This is a genomic window from Agrococcus sp. Ld7 (genome assembly GCF_045064095.1).
Taxonomy (GTDB): domain Bacteria; phylum Actinomycetota; class Actinomycetes; order Actinomycetales; family Microbacteriaceae; genus Agrococcus.
In genome coordinates, this window is the sequence record NZ_JBISGY010000009.1 from 11,888 (window position 1) to 27,341 (window position 15,454).

The window sequence follows — 15,454 nt, forward strand, 5'->3', positions numbered from 1 at the left end:
TATCACGATCGAACGGTAGGGTGACACCGCTGCTGATGACGGACGCTGGAAGGGGTCGCGATGCACGCTTCGGCCGAGGGCGAGGCTCTGAGCTCGGGCTACTGGTATCCCGAGCACGAGGTGCCATCCAGCGTCGAGGTGCTGAACCTGCTGCGGCGGTACCGTGCCGCGGAATCGGCGATGCGCAAGCGCACGCGCTCGTCCATGGGGATGGGCGAGACCGATCTGCTGGCGCTGCGGCGGCTGCTGCAGGCGCAGCGCAGCGGTGAGGTGCTCCGTCAGCGCGATCTCGCGGCCGCGCTCCAGCTCGCATCGCCATCCGTGACGGCGCTGGTCGACCGGTTGGTGAAGAGCGGCCACGTGCGCCGAGAGCCGCATCCGGATGACCGCCGCGCCACGATCGTCGTGCCGACCGTGGAGACGGATGACGAGGTGCGAGCGACGCTCGGATCGATGCATCGCAGGATGATCGACGTCATCGACGGCATGGACGACGACGGGCGTCGAGCCGTCGCGAGCTTCCTCGGTGCGATGTCGTCCGCCATCGAGCAGATCGACGTGCACACCGCGGCTGAGGGATCACCGGCACCGCTGCACTGACGAGGCTGACGAGGCATCGCCGCCACAGGCAACGCAGTCCCTTCCTGACGCTTCTATATCGCCGATAATGCACATTATGTCGGAGTACTCGGCGAACCGCTCCTCGACCGCGCGCACCGGGCACAGACGGCTAGCGTTGAGTCTTCGCACAACGGCGGCCGATGTGAGGATCCCATTCATCCCGAAGGCGTCCACGAAAGAAGAGCTCGGCGTGGAAGACGCCCGCCTGCGGTTCACGGCTGACAGCAAGGGTGGGAGCGCCTTCCTGTTCGCTGGCGCAGCGTTCTGGCTCATCGGCGCTCTAGTCTCGCTCACGCTCCCAGCCATGCGGGTCGAGTGGATGCTCTACGCCGGGCTCGCCGTCCCGGTCCTCGGTCTGCTCATCGCCAGGCTGCAGGGTGCGAGACTCGGGGGCCATCCGGGATACGCGTCCCTAGTCGGGTTCGCAACGATCACGGAGCTCGCAGCACTTCCCACGATGTTCTACCTCCGCGGCGATCACCCTGAAGCGCTCCCCGGTGTCTTCCTCGTCGCAGACGGGGCCCATCTGCTGATCCTGATGTGGCTTCACCTGGACTACACCTACTTCTTGGCCGGTCTCGGCAAGGCGATCCTCGGCTCACTGTTCCTGTTCGGTGTGCTGTGGGATGGGTCCTACCCCTTGCAGATGCTCGCCGGCGGGGTGATCTCCTTGGTCGCGGCATGCTTCGTCTGGCGCGACAGTGGGCGCACGCTGGCGCTGTACCTTCGCGCAGCCGATGACGAACCGGCGCGGGGCGCCTAGTACGGCCACATCGCGCGGCCGGCCGGGCCAGCGTCCAGACGCTGTCGACACCCGCCGCGCAAGCAAGCAACGCGCCAGGCCCCGGGTCGTGCCACCGAGGCTCGCGGCGCACGACCCGGCCACGCTGACTTCAGTGACCCTTGCGCGGCTTCAGAAATGCCGTCTCGGTCTTCTCGCGCTTGGCTTCACGCTTTTCCTTCAGCGTCTGCTTCGGCAATTTCTTGGACTTGTCTCCCCGAGCTGCCTTTTCTCGCATTGCTCCCACGCTTCCCTTCTTCAGCTGGCGCAGTCACAGCGACCATAGCGGATTTCTGCCGAACCGGCTCGAGCTAGAATTCTGTATCGACAATGACTCCGCTTCCCGCCCTGGCTGGAACGCAGATCGAAGGGCATTGCAAGCGCATTCCTGTGCGAGAACGGCTACGCTGGGGGTACCAGGAGGATCGTGTCCGCATATGCACGAAGGGATTGATCAATTCGCGGAATCGCATGCTTCGTCGCCAAGTGCGAGAGATGCGCACCATTCCAGGGAAGGAGGTCCGGGTGTGCAATTCTGCGCAAGAGACGCGTGCAACGGCGCGCGAGCAGCGGCCGGTCTCTCGTGAATACGCCGAACGCATCGCGCAGTGGATCGGTGAGGGTGGAGCCATCGACCCAGCCGGCCCTCCGGCGCTCATCGACATCCCGCCTGTCGGAGGTGAGCCTGCGGGTTCCGATGTGACAGAGCAGTCGGATCGCTCGAGCTGATCATTCCCTGACGCCTCATGAGCCGGGCGCGAGAGCCGACGCTGCGGTCACCCGTCGCGAGAGCTCCGTGTCGGCCGCTGCGAGCCGCTCAACGGTCGTGAACACGAAGTGCTGCATCGCGGTGCTCGCCGCCGACGGCTGGACGTCGGCCCGGCGCGCGAGGTTGACCGTGCGGCACAGGCTCGGCCGCACCAGCCGAGCGCTGCGCAATCCTGGGCGGTCGACGACCACCATCGCCGGCACCACCGCCACACCGATCCCGCGCTCGACGAAGCGCAGGACCGCATCCATCTCAGCCCCCTCCACCGCGATCGCCGGCGTCAGCCCAGCCGCCGCGAACGCCGCATCGGTCGCGACGCGCAGATCGTAGCCGCGGTTGAAGGCCACCTGCGGCACCCGCGCGAGCTCCGCGAGGCTGACCTCGTGCTGCAGGTGATGCCCCTCCCCCGACACCACCACGAGTTCCTCCGACAGCAGCGGCACGACCTCGATGGCTGCGGGCACCGGACGCGCGTCGCGGGTGACGACGAGCGCCAGGTCGAGCGCGCCCTCCTGCAGCGCCTCCATCAGCAGCCCGGACCCGCCTTCGGTGATGTGCAGGTCGACGCCCGGGTGCGCGCCACGGAACGCAGCCAACACGTCGGCGACGAGCGAGACGCACAGTGTGGGTGGCGCGCCCAGGCGCACGCTCCCCCGCCGCAGGCCCGCGAGCTCATCGAGCTGCTCGTGCGCCACGCGCTCCTCTGCGAACATCCTGCGCGCGATGGGCAGCAGGAGCTCGCCCGCGGCGGTCAGCGCCGCGCCCGCGGCGCCGCGGCGGAACAACGGGGTGCCGAGTTCCGCCTCCAATGCCGCCACCTGGCGACTGAGGGATGGCTGCGCGATGAACAGCTGCTCCGCCGCGCGAGTGAAGGTGCCGGCGCGGGCGATCGCGTCAAACGCGCGCAGGTGCTCAAGCTTCATTGCCATGTCAATACGCTATCGGTAGCGCGGTAAATATGCATTGGACGTATCGCTCGCGGCTTCCTACGGTGGAAGCATGACCGCACACCGAGCTCCCGAACGCCTCATGTCCACGTCCGTCCTCGTGATCGGCACGGGTGGCGCCGGACTGCGTGCGTCGATCGAGCTCGCCGAGCGCGGCGTGCAGGTGCTCGCGGTGGGCAAGCGGCGCAAGCACGACGCGCACACGACGCTCGCCGCCGGCGGCATGAATGCCGCGCTCGGCACCATGGATCCCGAGGACTCCTGGGAGCAGCACGCGGCCGACACGCTGCGCGAGTCGTACTTCCTCGCCGACCCCGCCATCGTCGAGACCGTCGCGCGCAACGCGCCGCGCGCGATCGAGGAGCTCGAGGCCTGGGGCATGCCCTTCGCCCGCGAGGATGACGGCCGCATCTCGCAGCGCTTCTTCGGCGCGCACACGTACCGTCGCACCGCCTACGCGGGCGACTACACGGGCCTCGAGCTGCAGCGCACGCTCATGCGCCGTGCCTCCGAGCTGCAGGTGCAGATCACCGACACCGTCTACATCACCCGACTCCTGGTCGCCGACGGCACGATCTTCGGCGCTTACGGCTTCGACATCGTGGACGGCACACCGGTGCAGATCCACGCCGACGCCGTGATCCTGGCGGCCGGCGGCCACACGCGCATCTGGCGGCACACCTCCTCGCGCCGCGACGAGAACACCGGTGACTCGTTCCGGCTGGCCGCCCTCGCCGGCGCGAGAATCCGCGACGCCGAGCTCGTGCAGTTCCACCCCTCCGGGCTGCTGGAGCCGTCGGAGGCGGCCGGCACGCTGGTGTCGGAGGCCGCACGAGGCGAGGGCGGAATCCTCACGAACGCGCTGGGCGAGCGGTACATGCAGCGATACGACCCCGCGCGCATGGAGCTCTCGACGCGCGACCGCGTGGCGCTCGCGGGCTTCACCGAGATCGCGGAGGGTCGCGGCACCGAGAAGGGCGGCGTCTACCTGGATGTCTCGCACCTCCCCCGCGAGCGCATCCTGCAGCAGCTGCCGCGCGTGTACCGCACGCTCATCGACCTGCAGATGCTTGACATCACCACCACGAAGATGGAGATCGCGCCGACCGCCCACTACTCGATGGGCGGCGTGTGGGTCGCCCCGGATGACCACAGCACCGGCGTCGACGGGCTCTACGCGATCGGCGAGGCATCCTCCGGTCTGCACGGGGCCAACCGACTGGGCGGCAACTCGCTCATCGAGCTGCTCGTCTACGGTCGCATCACCGGTGCGCATGCCGCAGCGCACGTCGCCGCGCGCACCGACGTGCACCGCGACCCCGCCGCGGTCGCGGCGGCTCGCACCGAGATGGAGGCGTTCCTCGGAGCGCAGGGCACGGAGTCCGCCCGTCGTCTGCAGCGCGACCTGCGCAACCTCATGAGCGAGCACGCCGGCGTCGTGCGCAGCGGAACGGGCCTTCAGGAGGGCCTCGAGAAGCTCGCGGTGCTGGAGCAGCGAGCGCAGCACGTGACGGCGCATCCCGACATCGCGGGCTTCGACGACCTGGCGCACGCCTTCGACCTGCTGGGGTCGCTGCTGGCCGCGCGCGCCACGCTCGAATGCGCGCTCGAGCGCCGAGAGACTCGCGGCTGCCACAACCGCGCCGACTTCCCGGAGACGGATCCCGCCATGCAGGGCAACTTCCTGTGGTCACCGGGCGCGGGCGCCACCTTCGAAGCCCTCGCTCCCGCACCGGACAGCTTCCGCGCCCTCGCAGAGGTCGAGGTCGACGACTCGGCGGCGGGCAAGCTCGTCGAGTAGCGCTCGCGCCGGTCGCCGCAGCCGCCGCGCGTCCGACATCTCACAGCGTTCGCTGGCAGGCTTGCACCATGGCGCGGCCGACACTGCCGCCGTCGCACCTCAGGAAGGCACATCATGCACCTCATCGCCGCCGCAGCGCACGACTCGGGCGTTGCGCTCGACAACCCGTTCGCGCTCCTCATCCTCGTCTCGTCGGTCGCTGTGACCGCAGCGTTCCTCGCGCTGGTCGGCGGCTTCGCGCTCGTCGTGACGGGGCACGCCGAGTGACGGTCTCGCGCAGCCGCGCGTGAGCGGCCGAGGGACGCTCCGCACGCGGCTGCTCACCGCACTCTCCGGTGACCCCGAGGGCACTCCCGCGTGGGTGCGCGAGCTCGCCGAGGGTGATGACGCGGGGCACTTCGCCGAAGACGGCGCCGCATGGACCGCCCACGCGGGCATGGCGACCCTCGTCGCCGGCATCCGAGCGCTGCTGCTGCAGGCGCTCCACCCCGGTGCGATGGCCGGCGTGCACGACTGGTCGAGCTACCGACGCGATCCGCTCGGTCGGCTCGCCGGCACCGTGCGGTGGGTCGTCTGCGTCACCTACGGCTCGACCGAGCAGGCGCAGCGCGAGACCGCGCGGGTCGCGCGCTTCCACGCGCGGGTCGAGGGGAGCTACGTCGACGGCAGCGGCGACCAGCGCTCCTACAGCGCGGCCGATCCCGGGCTCGCCGACTGGGTGCACCTCGCGTTCACGGATGCGTTCCTCACCTGCCAGCAGACCTGGGGCCCGCGCGGACCAGCGGGCCGCATCCCCGGAGGGCCCGACGCGTACGTGTCCGAGTGGGCAGCGGCGGGCCGGCTGATGCGGGTCACCGACCCGCCCACCACCGCCGCGGAGCTCCGCCGTCGCATCGACGGCTACCGGGAGCGCGGCGAGCTGCGAGGCGACCAGCGCGTGCACGAGGTGGTCGCGTTCCTGCGGCAGCCACCGATGGGCGGCGCCGCGGGCGTCGGCTACCGGCTGCTGTTCGAGGCCGCGGTCGCGACGCTGCCGCGCCCGTATCGCCGCCTGCTCGGCGTCCGCCGCTCGGTGCTGCCCGTCGTGACTGCGACCCGCGTCGTGCTCGCGATCGCCGGCCGTGCGCTCGCCTCGGGTGACGGCCGGCCTGCGCACGCGTGGGCGCGGCAACGGCTGCGGCGGCTGCACGACAGCAGCGGCCGAGACCGCTCGTGACCGCCGAGCCCAGCCTGCTCCTCCGCCACCATTCCTGAGCAACCCCGCACCACAGACCTGGAGTCACCATGCCCCGCACCATCCTGCTCACCGGCGCCTCGGACGGCATCGGCGCAGCATCCGCACGCCAGCTCACGGAGCGTGGCCACCGGCTGCTGCTGGTCGGCCGCTCCCCCGAGAAGACCGCTGCCATTGCTCGCGAGATCGGCGCGCAGCACTTCATCGCGGACTACGCGCGGCTCGACGACGTGCGCAGGCTCGCCCGAGAGGTCGCAGAAGTGACCGACCGCATCGACGTGCTCGCCAACAACGCCGGTGCACTGCTCGGTCGACGCACGGTCACGGTCGACGGCAACGAGGCGACCCTGCAGGTCAACCACCTCGCCCCGTTCCTCCTCACCCAGCTGCTGCTGCCGCAGCTGCAGGCGGGGCAGGGCATCGTCGTCAACACCTCCAGCTCCGCGGCGCATCGGCTTGCCCGCTTCGAGATCGACGACCTGCAGTGCGAGCGCTCGTACGGTCCGAACCGCGCCTACGGCAACGCGAAGCTCGCGAACATCCTTCACGTGCGCGGCCTGCAGGCGCGCTACGGCAGTGACGGCATCAGCGCCGTCGCCTTCGACCCCGGCCTCGTGCGCACGAGCTTCGCCGTCGAGAGCACGAGCATCCTGCGCCTGGCCTATCGCACGCCGCTTGCGCGCCTGCTGCTCATCAGCCCCGAGCAGGGCGGCACGAACCTCACGTTCTTCGCCGATGGCACACCCTGCACGACCTGGCAGCCGGGCAGGTTCTACACCGAGCGCTCCCCCGCGTCACTCGCGCAGACGAATCCGCTCGTGCACGCCGACTGGCTCGTGGACGAGCTGTGGGAGCGCAGCGAGGCGCTCGTCGCCGAGCAGCGCTCAGCGATCTGACCGTGGATGGGGCGCGACCGCGAGCGTGAATCCCTGCGCTCGCAGTCGCTCGACGAGCACATCCCCCATCGCGACCGCCGGGGTCAGCACGCCGCCGGCCGTCGTGCACCGATCGCCGTCGACGGCGAGCGAGAGCCCCGCCTGCCCGAGCATCACCGCGGTGGCGGCGTACCCCGGATCGCCCTGCGCGGCGACGACGGCTCGATAGACGCGTCCGCTCGATGCGCGCGTCGTGGTCTCCAGCCGGAACGAGCCCGAACTGCGCCGCTGCTCCGAGGGGCCATCGCCGGGCGCCGGCAGCACGCGGTCGACGATGCTGCCGAGCCAGGGCGTCGCCATGACTGCTGCGCCGACCACCATCCCCGCGGCGATCGCCGCGGCGCGGATCCTTCCGCCAACGCGTCGGCCGGTCGGCAGCACCTCGCGATAGCGGAAGCGATCCCCGTAGCCACCGCCCAGCGCGTCGGAGCGCCGGACCACGCGCGTGTTGTACCCCGCCATGACGAAGGGAGCGTTCCACTCCCCCGTCTCCGCATCGAGGAACGGACGCCGCACGTCGGGCTGACCCGCTGCGATCGGGGCCCCACCGCTCAGCGCTGCCGGATCCGCGACGATGCGTCCGAGCGCCGGATCCGCACCGACCCTGCGCTGCTGCAGCCGCAGGGAGTCCACCGTGCCGCCGCTGACACCGCCGCGCGCGTGCCGCACCCGCATGGTGGTGTCCCCGAGCGCTCCCGCGCCGTCCGCCCGTGCCCGGCCGTGGAGCAGGTGCACGGCCAGATCCGACGGCACCGAGTCGAAGCCGCAGGAGACGACGATCCTGGCTCCGCTCGCGCGGGCCGTCTCGTGGCAGCGCTCGATGAGCTCGCGCACGAACAGCACCTCGCCGGTCAGGTCGGCGTAGTCGGTGCCCGCCGCCGCGCACGCGGATGCCAGCGGCACGCCGTGCCGCTGGTACGGGCCCACGGTCGTCAGGACCACGCGCGAGCGCTCCGCGAGCGCCCGCAGGGAGTCCTCGTCCTCACTGTCCGCGAGCAGCAGCGGCCAGGCTGCGGCACTCGGTCCGAGCCCGTCGCGCACCGCCTCCAGTCGCTCGCGCGAGCGCCCGGCGAGCCCGACACGCAGTCCGGTGGGCGCGGCCCGCACAAGATGCTCGGCCACCAGGCGGCCGACGAACCCGGTCGCACCGAAGAGGGTGAGGTCGAGGTCGCGTTCGTGTGCCATCGGGCCAGTGTGGCATCGCGCGATCGGCCGACCTCGACCGGCATCCTCACCGGGGGCTGATAGGAGTCGCGTCTATCGTCTGCCCATGATCTCCACGCGCTCCGCCCTCGCCACCGCAGCCCTCGTCGCTGCCGTGCTGCTCTCCGGCTGCACGGGCAGCAGCCCCGACGATGCCGCGCCTGCCGCCGACAGCGCCCCCGCCGAAACCGCCGCCCCGGGAGCCAGCGGCGAGACCGGCGCGGCAGAGACGCCCGCCGATGGCACGCGGACCACGCTGATGGCCGTCGTCGGCAGCGCCGACGATCCGGAGGCATACGCGATCGGCATCCTGGACGAGACCGGCGCCCTGCGCACCTCCGTGCCCGCGGGCGACTACTCGCTCACGTTCGTCGACCGCTCGCAGCTGCACAACTTCCACCTGATGGGCGAGGGCGTCGACGTCGCCACCGAGGTGCAGGGCACTGATGAGTCGACCGTAGAGGTCACGCTCGTGGCAGGCACCTACGAGTACGTCTGCGACCCCCACTCGGGCACCATGAGTGGCGTGCTCGAGGTCACCGGCTGATCGGTCAGCCCGCGACACTCACGCACCGACGCACGGGTCGACGGTCTCGAAGCCCATCTGCGTCGCCACCTCGAGCATGCGCGCATCGTGTGACGCGACGATGAGACCCTCGATGCCCGAGCGCAGCGCCGCCCCGAGGTGGATCGCGTCGAGCGTGCGAACGTGCGGCACGATCGCCTCCGCCTCCATCAGCACGGCGTGATCGACCGGGATCAGACCGATGAAGTCGAGCACCTCGTCGCGCACGGCGAACGGCACGAGCTCGCGCCGCGCGAGGCGAGTCAGCTCGGTCTTGATCAGCCGGGACGAAACCAGCTCGTGCGCCTCCGCGGCATCCTCGAACCAGGCCACGGCAGGCGCAGACTGGCGGAGCATCGCGTGACCGGCGACCGAGGTATCGACGTAGAACGCCGTCACCACGACCCCCGCAGATCGTCGAGGATCTCATCGATGGTCTCGGCCGAGCGCAGCTCGTGCGGTGGCAGGCTCGCGAGGTTCGGACGACCGGTGCGCTTCGGCGGAGTGATCTGCGTCGACGAGCCGACAGGCTCCACGCGCGCGATCGGCCGGTTGTGCGATGTGATGGTGTAGCTCTCCCCTGCCTCGACGTCGCGCAGCATCTGAGCAGGATTCTGACGGAGCTCTCGCACCGAGACAGTCCTCATGTCGCAAGTGTAGATCACTGGTCTACTTTCCGCTGGAGTCTGAACGCACGAACGCAGCGGATCGGTCTGCGCACCACTTCGGCAGCGCCGTGGAGCAGAGGTCACTCAGGCTGCGAGTGAGCGCATGATCCGGCTGCACGCGCCCTGCCTCGGCGAGGTACGCGAGCGCATGCGGGCGCTTGCCGTTCGCCCACAGCAGCCATGCGACCACGCACAGCAGCGACGGCCTGAAGGCGACGGGAGCATGCGCCGCAACCTCGCGGAACAGGGCGATCCCGCGCCCGACTCGCGCGCGATCGGGCTTCTCATCCGCGTGCCCACGGAAGCAACACCCCGCGGGCGTGCCCGGCACCGCATCGGCCACCGCCATGCCCGCGAAGAGCTCCTCGGCGGGGCGCCGACTCCTGGCGGCGTGACGCACGACCGGCACGAGGTCGTGCACGTGCGACGTCGCCGCATCCCAGCCGAACGCGATCTGCATCGCCATCTGCTCGGGCAGCGCCGGCCAGAGCGACAGGAACAGCAGCTGCGCGAGCATCTCCGGGTCGGGGCGGCGCGGGTCCTCGTCGAGGCAGGTCTCCACCAGACCCATCGAGATCGTCAGCGCCTCGCCGTGCCTGGGCACATCGAGCAGCACCACGGCCGATCCGTAGCGTGCGCTCGTCCGGATCGAGAGCTTCGGCAGCGCGTCGCGCATCGCCTCGAACTCGTCGAGCACCGCGTTCGTCGTCGCGTCGTCGACGCGCGGGAGGTGCACACGGCCGCCGTCCGGAGCCTGCTTGAGATCGTGAAGCATGCGCGCAGTCTCATCGAGTCGGGCGAGCGCCGCGGCGCGGTGCGGCTCACCTGTGGATGGCCGTGCGCGTCACCGGCGAATTGCGCCCTTCTCGCATGGCAATGAGCCGAGCATCGCCGGTGAGCAGCGGCGCAGCCGACCCACTGCAGCGACTCACGCCGCGTCGCCGGGCTGCACATCCACCTCGAGCACCGCCCAGCCCCTGGGCTGCAGCGTCAGCTCGCCCCGGCCCAGCTCGCACTCCCCCGCGACGGCGCGCGCCGCATCCGCCGATGGCATCGTCACGGGCTCGTCCTCGAGGTTGAGCGCCGTGATGAGCCCGTGCTCGCCGGTCGCGGTGCGCAGCACGATGGAGCCGTTCGCGACGTGCACGGCATCGGTGTGCGCGGTGGTGAGCCACGGGTTGCGACGCCGCAGCGCGAGCAGCTCGCGGTGCACGTCGAGCAGGTGCTGCGCGGCTGCCTCCAGCCCGTCGCGCGCGGGCGGCTCGTCCGGGAACTCGGGCCGCACGGCGTCGTCGCCGCCCTCGCGCTCCTCCTTCACGGCCTCCCAGCCGTACTCGTCGCCCGCGTAGATCGCCGGGGTGCCGGCGACCGTGCACAGCACGGCGAGGGCGTGCGGCACGAGGTCCGGCCCGATCGCGGAGGCGATGCGCGTCACATCGTGGTTGCCGAGGAAGGTGTAGGGCACGAACGAGCGCAGCAGCTCGTTGCTCCGACCGATGGCGTGCTCGAGCTCGAACAGGTTGCCGTCGGCGATGCCGTGCCACAGCCCCTGCCACAGCTCGTACTGGGTGACGGCGTCGATCGTGGAATCCTGCACGAACGCCGGGTAGTCGCCGTGGATCACCTCGCCGAGGAACCAGGCGTCGGGATGCCGCTCGCGCACGCGCGGCAGCACCGCCGCCCAGAACGCGGTCGGCACCGCGTACGCGGCATCGAGTCGCCAGCCGTCGGCGCCTCGACCGAGCCAATGGCGCATCACGTCGACCACGAGATCCTGCACCGCTGGCGAGTCGTGATCGAGCTCGACGAGCGCGCCGTGCCCCTCGAACACCTCGACCTCGCCGCTCTCGCCCAGCCGGAACCAGGCCGCCTCGGGCGCCCCCTGCGGGTCGGCGTGTGCCGCCTGGAAGGCCGGATGCTCGCGGCCCACGTGGTTGAAGACGCCGTCGAGCAGCACGCGGATGCCGCGCTCGTGCGCCGCCGAGATCAGCCGATCGAAGTCGTCGTCGTCCCCGAGCCTCGGATCGATGCGGAAGTGGTCGATCGTGTCGTAGCCGTGCGTGCTGCTGGCGAAGACCGGGCCGAGGGCGATGCCGTTGAGCCCCAGCTCGACCACGTGATCGAGCCACGCCTCGATGCGCGGCAGCCGGTGCACGACATCCGGCTCCTGCCACTCGCGGATCGGGGCGCCGGTGAACCCGAGCGGGTAGACGTGCCACCACATCGCGCTCGCGCTCCAGTGGTCGGTGCTCTGCTGATCGGTCATACCGACATCCTGCCGCCCTCGACGGTGCGGCGCGCGCCGACGCGGCAGACTGGAGCGATGACCACCCGCGTGCTGCTGCTGAGCGACACCCACCTGCCGGTGCGAGCGAGGGCGCTGCAGGAGCAGGTGTGGGGGTTGGCGGAGGCGGCGGATGTCGTTATCCACGCCGGCGACTGGGTGGACACCGCGCTGCTGGACGAGCTCAAGCAGCGCGCGCGAGAGCTGGTCGGCGTCGCCGGCAACAACGACGGCGAAGCGCTCTGTGAGCGGCTCGGCGAGGTGGCGCGCGTCACGATCGACGGCGTGCGATTCGCGGTCACCCACGAGACGGGAGCGGCCGCAGGGCGCGAACGGCGCTGCGACGCGCGCTTCGGCCCCTCGAGCGATGAGCCCGCCGACGTGCTCGTCTTCGGACACTCGCACATCCCCTGGGACAGCACCGCGGCATCCGGCCTCCGCCTGCTGAATCCCGGTTCCCCCACCGACCGGCGGCGGCAGAGCGTCGGCACCGTCATGCTCGTCGACGTCGCTGACGGCGCAGTGCGCTCGGTCGAGATCGTGCCCACGCCGCGCTGAGGACGACGCGCTCGGCGAGCCCGTCGAGCGCTGCCGACTCCCGGACCGCACTCAGGTCGTCGTGACACGGTGAGCGACATGACCGACACCGACGCGATCACGACCGTCTCAGAGATCATGCGCTCCACCAGGATCGCCGCGCTCTCCTACATCTCCGTCGAGGGCGACCTCGTCTCCACGCCCATGGGCACGCAGGACTTCGACGAGCCCGGCACCGTCTGGTTCCTCACCGAGCGCTCCACCGACAAGGTGCGCGCGCTCGCGCAGGATCCGCGTGTCAACGTGCACTACGCCGGCAAGGGCGGCTGGGTCTCCCTGGCGGGCACGGCCCGCTACGTCGACGACCGCGAGCGGCTGCGCGAGCTGTGGGATGCGTCGGCGGAGGTCTTCATGGACGGCTCCCCCGACGATCCGGGCAACGGTCTGCTCGAGGTCACGGCGACGAGCGCCGAGTACTGGGATTCGCCCGGCGCCATCGCGACCGCGGTGCAGCTCGTGAAGGGCTTCGTCAGCGACGCGACGCCCGATCTCGGCGACAGCGGCGTGGTCTCGCTCTAGTCGCGCCACCGATCGCGCTCGTGCACGAGTCAGACCCGGGCGAGACAGTGCCCGGCCCTGTGGCACCCGATGCGGCGGGGCGCGCCGCGATCGAACGCGCGCGCGCCGTGCTGCGCGAGACTGCGGGACGCCTCGCCGACGCCGGCGCGCGCGACGAGGCGCTGGCTCGGTTCGAGCAGCCGAAGGCGCTGCTGGGTGTCGTCCCCCGCAGGCCGCGCATGCGCGCGATCGGGCGCGCTTGGCGGCTGGGCGCACTGCTGCTGCAGGCGGACGGGTCGGTCTGGGAGACGGGCATCTCCACGCGCGTCGCGGAGCCCGGCAGGCCGCAGCACCACACCGCATCGGTCGAGATCCGTCGCGCCTACCGTGCAGCGGCGATCGCCGGCGGCTTTCCCATGGGCGAGACGATCAACCACGGCATCACACCCATCGAGCTCGACGAGCGGCTGCTCGTGGGCGCCGGACCGCTCCGCATCCGCGACGGTGCGGCGTGGGTGCACTGGGGCAAGGATGCCCCGGTGCCGCTTGAGCGGTACCTCGACGACCTCGGCGACCTGCTGCTGCATCCGCCGCAAGGCGCATAGGCGCACGGCAGCCGATCGGTGCCGCGGGTGCGTCGAACTGCCGCGGGTGCGCCGAGCTGCCGCGATTCGGATGGCAGGATCGGGAGCATGACTGCCGCTCCCGTGCCCGCCCCGTTCTTCGTCGCGCTCGGCGACGGCCGCTACCGCCCGACCGAGCATGCGAGCGGTGCCTGGCAGCCCGGAGAGATGCACTTCGGGCCGCTGAGCGGATTGCTGACGCACGCGATCGAGCAGCACCGCGAGCAGGTCGGCGGCGCGCCCCTGCTGCTGGCACGGGTGAGCTTCGACATCCTCGGCTTCCTCGCGCTGGACGAGACCGCCGTGCGGGTCGAGACGCGGCGCCCCGGCCGCACGATCGAGCTCACCGAGGCCACCGCGTCGATCGCGGGACGCGATGTCGCGGTCGCGCGCGCGTGGCACAGCGTCGCGAGTGAGACCGAGGTCGTGGCCGGGGGCGCCGACCTGCCGATCCGGCCCGTCGACGAGTCGCGCGCAGCCGATTTCGGCGTGGACTGGGGCGGCGGCTACGTGCACGCGCTCGAGTACCGCGTGTGCGGCGAGCAGCAGCCGGGCCGCAACCGTGCCTGGCAGCGCACGCCGCATCCGCTCGTCGAGGGCGAGCAGGTGTCGCAGCTCGCTCGCTGGATCGGGCTCGTGGATGCGGCCAACGGCGTGGCCGTGCGCGAGCACCCGCGCGAGTGGATCTACCCGAACCTCGATCTCACGATCCACCTGCACCGGCAGCCGGAGGGCGAGTGGGTCGGCTTCGACACCACCGTGGTCTTCGGGCCCACGGGTCAGGGCGTGACGAGCACGGCGCTGCACGACGAGCGCGGCCATGTCGGGCGGGCAGCGCAGACGCTCACGGTGCGGCCGACGCCGCGCTGAGGCCCGAGAGCTGCGACGGGCTACGGCTGCGCCGCGCAGCGCTCCACCACCCAGTCCAGGAGCGCATCGCGCTGCGCCTCTGGCGAGGGAAGGACGAGATCGATCGGGTCGCCGTCGATCGCCGCCCGCAGCCGGAAGAGCGTGCCCTGCTTGTCCTCCGCGATGGCGTGCAGATCGCACCGGCCCGGTTCCAGCGGGATCGCGACCTCGGTGGGCGGGGCGCCCGGGTCGATCTCCAGCCCGATGGGCAGCTGCTCGACGCGGGCGTCGGATGCATCGACGGGGGTCAGGAGCACGGTCGCGTCGATCGCGGCCAGACCGCCGCTCCGCTCGCCCACCGGCTCGATGCGCAGCCGCACGACCGCCGGCCCGGCCCCGTCAGCCGGGATGCTGGGCTCGAGCCAGCGGATCCGCGCGACCGTCTCCGTGAACGCCCGCAGGTCGCAGGCCTGATCGTCGATGGCCTCGAGCTGACCGAGCGGATCCTCTGGCACCCGCTCGAGCAGCGTGCCGTCATCGAGCCGGAGCTCGGCGCTGTGCTCGAGCGGCTGCTCGTCGCAGGTCGCATCGGGCAGCTGCAGCCGCAGATTGCGTCGCAGCCCGGGCGGGATCTCTGCAGGGTTCTCCGTCGTCATCGGTGCCGCCCAGCGGCTGGAGGCGTACCTCGCGCGCACGATCCTGATCGGTGCATCCGACTCGTTGGTCACCCGCAGCTCGATGTGGCCCGTCGCGACGTCGCCACGCAGCTGCAGGACCTCGACGAGGACCTCCGGCGCTGCGCGCTGGGCCGAGCGGCTCGGAACTCCGCTGGGTTCGGGTTCGCCGGACGGCGATGCGCACCCGACGAGGAGCACCGCAGCGCCGAGCATCAACGCCGCGCCTCGCCCCCGAAGCCGCTGCACGCCGTCATCGTGGCATCCGGCGCGCTCGCGCGCCAGGCCGGGAGATGCAGGTGATCGCGCGTTCACACGGGCACTTCTGCCCATCGTGCCGCGCAGCGCAGGCGGCTAGCGTGATCCTCGCCGGTCACGAACTCCTGGCGCAGCTCGGAGTCGGCG

General features: G+C 71.3%; 19 protein-coding genes. 11 read left to right on the forward strand and 8 right to left on the reverse strand.

Annotated elements, in window-relative coordinates; all coding sequences use genetic code 11:
• The first annotated feature begins 60 nt into the window (after positions 1 to 60).
• A complete protein-coding gene (locus tag ACJJVL_RS02260; protein ID WP_405216567.1) occupies positions 61 to 600 on the forward strand; it encodes a MarR family winged helix-turn-helix transcriptional regulator in 540 nt (179 codons plus the stop codon).
• 211 nt (positions 601 to 811) lie between these two features.
• The gene (locus ACJJVL_RS02265; RefSeq protein ID WP_405216569.1) at positions 812 to 1,384 is read left to right on the forward strand and encodes a DUF7010 family protein; all 573 of its coding nucleotides are present in this window, start codon (positions 812 to 814) and stop codon (positions 1,382 to 1,384) included.
• Between the two features lie 130 nt (positions 1,385 to 1,514).
• Here the strand turns inward: ACJJVL_RS02265 and ACJJVL_RS02270 are convergent, their stop codons facing one another.
• Positions 1,515 to 1,649 (reverse strand): hypothetical protein, encoded by a 135-nt coding sequence (locus tag ACJJVL_RS02270; RefSeq protein ID WP_405216571.1) that lies wholly within the window; start codon positions 1,647 to 1,649, stop codon positions 1,515 to 1,517.
• A gap of 497 nt (positions 1,650 to 2,146) precedes the next feature.
• Complete coding sequence (locus ACJJVL_RS02275) at positions 2,147 to 3,100, reverse strand: LysR substrate-binding domain-containing protein (RefSeq protein WP_405216573.1); 954 nt, start codon at positions 3,098 to 3,100, stop codon at positions 2,147 to 2,149.
• A 70-nt stretch (positions 3,101 to 3,170) separates the two neighbouring features.
• Between ACJJVL_RS02275 and ACJJVL_RS02280 the strand changes: the two genes are divergently transcribed.
• The 4 genes from ACJJVL_RS02280 (at position 3,171) to ACJJVL_RS02295 (ending at position 7,049) form a co-directional block, all read left to right on the forward strand.
• Positions 3,171 to 4,919: an FAD-binding protein gene (locus tag ACJJVL_RS02280; RefSeq protein WP_405216575.1), complete on the forward strand. Its 1,749-nt coding sequence runs from the start codon at positions 3,171 to 3,173 to the stop codon at positions 4,917 to 4,919.
• Positions 4,920 to 5,033: 114 nt separating this feature from the next.
• Positions 5,034 to 5,186 carry a hypothetical protein gene (locus tag ACJJVL_RS02285; protein WP_405216577.1) on the forward strand — a complete coding sequence of 51 codons (153 nt, stop codon included), beginning with the start codon at positions 5,034 to 5,036 and terminating at the stop codon, positions 5,184 to 5,186.
• A 19-nt stretch (positions 5,187 to 5,205) separates the two neighbouring features.
• The gene (locus tag ACJJVL_RS02290) at positions 5,206 to 6,135 is read left to right on the forward strand and encodes an oxygenase MpaB family protein (protein WP_405216578.1); all 930 of its coding nucleotides are present in this window, start codon (positions 5,206 to 5,208) and stop codon (positions 6,133 to 6,135) included.
• Positions 6,136 to 6,203: 68 nt separating this feature from the next.
• Positions 6,204 to 7,049: an SDR family NAD(P)-dependent oxidoreductase gene (locus ACJJVL_RS02295; RefSeq protein ID WP_405216580.1), complete on the forward strand. Its 846-nt coding sequence runs from the start codon at positions 6,204 to 6,206 to the stop codon at positions 7,047 to 7,049.
• On the opposite strand, the gene ACJJVL_RS02300 is transcribed toward ACJJVL_RS02295, so the two are convergent.
• Positions 7,038 to 8,273: a saccharopine dehydrogenase family protein gene (locus ACJJVL_RS02300; protein WP_405216582.1), complete on the reverse strand. Its 1,236-nt coding sequence runs from the start codon at positions 8,271 to 8,273 to the stop codon at positions 7,038 to 7,040. The two genes, ACJJVL_RS02295 and ACJJVL_RS02300, sit on opposite strands and share 12 nt — an antisense overlap.
• Positions 8,274 to 8,358: 85 nt before the next feature.
• Between ACJJVL_RS02300 and ACJJVL_RS02305 the strand changes: the two genes are divergently transcribed.
• Positions 8,359 to 8,838 (forward strand): plastocyanin/azurin family copper-binding protein, encoded by a 480-nt coding sequence (locus ACJJVL_RS02305; protein ID WP_405216584.1) that lies wholly within the window; start codon positions 8,359 to 8,361, stop codon positions 8,836 to 8,838.
• Between the two features lie 18 nt (positions 8,839 to 8,856).
• Here ACJJVL_RS02305 and ACJJVL_RS02310 read toward each other — a convergent pair whose 3' ends face one another.
• The 4 genes from ACJJVL_RS02310 to ACJJVL_RS02325 all read right to left on the reverse strand — a co-directional run bounded on the left by ACJJVL_RS02310 (position 8,857) and on the right by ACJJVL_RS02325 (position 11,790).
• Positions 8,857 to 9,258, reverse strand: a complete 402-nt coding sequence (locus ACJJVL_RS02310) for a PIN domain-containing protein (protein WP_405216586.1) — start codon at positions 9,256 to 9,258, stop codon at positions 8,857 to 8,859.
• On the reverse strand, positions 9,252 to 9,503 hold the full coding sequence (locus tag ACJJVL_RS02315) for a type II toxin-antitoxin system Phd/YefM family antitoxin (protein WP_405216588.1): 252 nt from the start codon (positions 9,501 to 9,503) through the stop codon (positions 9,252 to 9,254). Before ACJJVL_RS02315 ends, ACJJVL_RS02310 begins: the two co-directional genes overlap by 7 nt.
• Before the next feature lie 22 nt (positions 9,504 to 9,525).
• Positions 9,526 to 10,299: a DUF4192 family protein gene (locus tag ACJJVL_RS02320; RefSeq protein ID WP_405216590.1), complete on the reverse strand. Its 774-nt coding sequence runs from the start codon at positions 10,297 to 10,299 to the stop codon at positions 9,526 to 9,528.
• Between the two features lie 153 nt (positions 10,300 to 10,452).
• Positions 10,453 to 11,790 carry an alpha-amylase family glycosyl hydrolase gene (locus tag ACJJVL_RS02325; RefSeq protein ID WP_405216592.1) on the reverse strand — a complete coding sequence of 446 codons (1,338 nt, stop codon included), beginning with the start codon at positions 11,788 to 11,790 and terminating at the stop codon, positions 10,453 to 10,455.
• Positions 11,791 to 11,847: 57 nt separating this feature from the next.
• Between ACJJVL_RS02325 and ACJJVL_RS02330 the strand changes: the two genes are divergently transcribed.
• The 4 genes from ACJJVL_RS02330 to ACJJVL_RS02345 all read left to right on the forward strand — a co-directional run bounded on the left by ACJJVL_RS02330 (position 11,848) and on the right by ACJJVL_RS02345 (position 14,396).
• Positions 11,848 to 12,366 (forward strand): metallophosphoesterase family protein, encoded by a 519-nt coding sequence (locus tag ACJJVL_RS02330; protein WP_405216594.1) that lies wholly within the window; start codon positions 11,848 to 11,850, stop codon positions 12,364 to 12,366.
• 78 nt (positions 12,367 to 12,444) lie between these two features.
• A complete protein-coding gene (locus tag ACJJVL_RS02335; protein ID WP_405216596.1) occupies positions 12,445 to 12,924 on the forward strand; it encodes a pyridoxamine 5'-phosphate oxidase family protein in 480 nt (159 codons plus the stop codon).
• A 59-nt stretch (positions 12,925 to 12,983) separates the two neighbouring features.
• Positions 12,984 to 13,508, forward strand: a complete 525-nt coding sequence (locus ACJJVL_RS02340; protein ID WP_405216598.1) for a hypothetical protein — start codon at positions 12,984 to 12,986, stop codon at positions 13,506 to 13,508.
• Between the two features lie 87 nt (positions 13,509 to 13,595).
• Positions 13,596 to 14,396 carry a thioesterase family protein gene (locus ACJJVL_RS02345; protein ID WP_405216600.1) on the forward strand — a complete coding sequence of 267 codons (801 nt, stop codon included), beginning with the start codon at positions 13,596 to 13,598 and terminating at the stop codon, positions 14,394 to 14,396.
• Between the two features lie 20 nt (positions 14,397 to 14,416).
• On the opposite strand, the gene ACJJVL_RS02350 is transcribed toward ACJJVL_RS02345, so the two are convergent.
• Positions 14,417 to 15,265: a hypothetical protein gene (locus ACJJVL_RS02350; protein WP_405216602.1), complete on the reverse strand. Its 849-nt coding sequence runs from the start codon at positions 15,263 to 15,265 to the stop codon at positions 14,417 to 14,419.
• Positions 15,266 to 15,454: the final 189 nt, after the last annotated feature.

Excerpts from the sequence above, each read along its gene's own strand:
- ACJJVL_RS02260 (WP_405216567.1), top strand. The coding sequence starts at position 61 with ATGCACGCTTCGGCCGAGGGCGAGGCTCTGAGCTCGGGCTACTGGTAT.
- ACJJVL_RS02275 (WP_405216573.1), bottom strand. The coding sequence starts at position 3,100 with ATGGCAATGAAGCTTGAGCACCTGCGCGCGTTTGACGCGATCGCCCGC.
- ACJJVL_RS02280 (WP_405216575.1), top strand. The coding sequence starts at position 3,171 with ATGACCGCACACCGAGCTCCCGAACGCCTCATGTCCACGTCCGTCCTC.
- ACJJVL_RS02285 (WP_405216577.1), top strand. The coding sequence starts at position 5,034 with ATGCACCTCATCGCCGCCGCAGCGCACGACTCGGGCGTTGCGCTCGAC.
- ACJJVL_RS02295 (WP_405216580.1), top strand. The coding sequence starts at position 6,204 with ATGCCCCGCACCATCCTGCTCACCGGCGCCTCGGACGGCATCGGCGCA.
- ACJJVL_RS02300 (WP_405216582.1), bottom strand. The coding sequence starts at position 8,273 with ATGGCACACGAACGCGACCTCGACCTCACCCTCTTCGGTGCGACCGGG.
- ACJJVL_RS02305 (WP_405216584.1), top strand. The coding sequence starts at position 8,359 with ATGATCTCCACGCGCTCCGCCCTCGCCACCGCAGCCCTCGTCGCTGCC.
- ACJJVL_RS02315 (WP_405216588.1), bottom strand. The coding sequence starts at position 9,503 with ATGAGGACTGTCTCGGTGCGAGAGCTCCGTCAGAATCCTGCTCAGATG.
- ACJJVL_RS02320 (WP_405216590.1), bottom strand. The coding sequence starts at position 10,299 with ATGCTTCACGATCTCAAGCAGGCTCCGGACGGCGGCCGTGTGCACCTC.
- ACJJVL_RS02325 (WP_405216592.1), bottom strand. The coding sequence starts at position 11,790 with ATGACCGATCAGCAGAGCACCGACCACTGGAGCGCGAGCGCGATGTGG.
- ACJJVL_RS02330 (WP_405216594.1), top strand. The coding sequence starts at position 11,848 with ATGACCACCCGCGTGCTGCTGCTGAGCGACACCCACCTGCCGGTGCGA.
- ACJJVL_RS02335 (WP_405216596.1), top strand. The coding sequence starts at position 12,445 with ATGACCGACACCGACGCGATCACGACCGTCTCAGAGATCATGCGCTCC.
- ACJJVL_RS02345 (WP_405216600.1), top strand. The coding sequence starts at position 13,596 with ATGACTGCCGCTCCCGTGCCCGCCCCGTTCTTCGTCGCGCTCGGCGAC.
- ACJJVL_RS02350 (WP_405216602.1), bottom strand. The coding sequence starts at position 15,265 with ATGCTCGGCGCTGCGGTGCTCCTCGTCGGGTGCGCATCGCCGTCCGGC.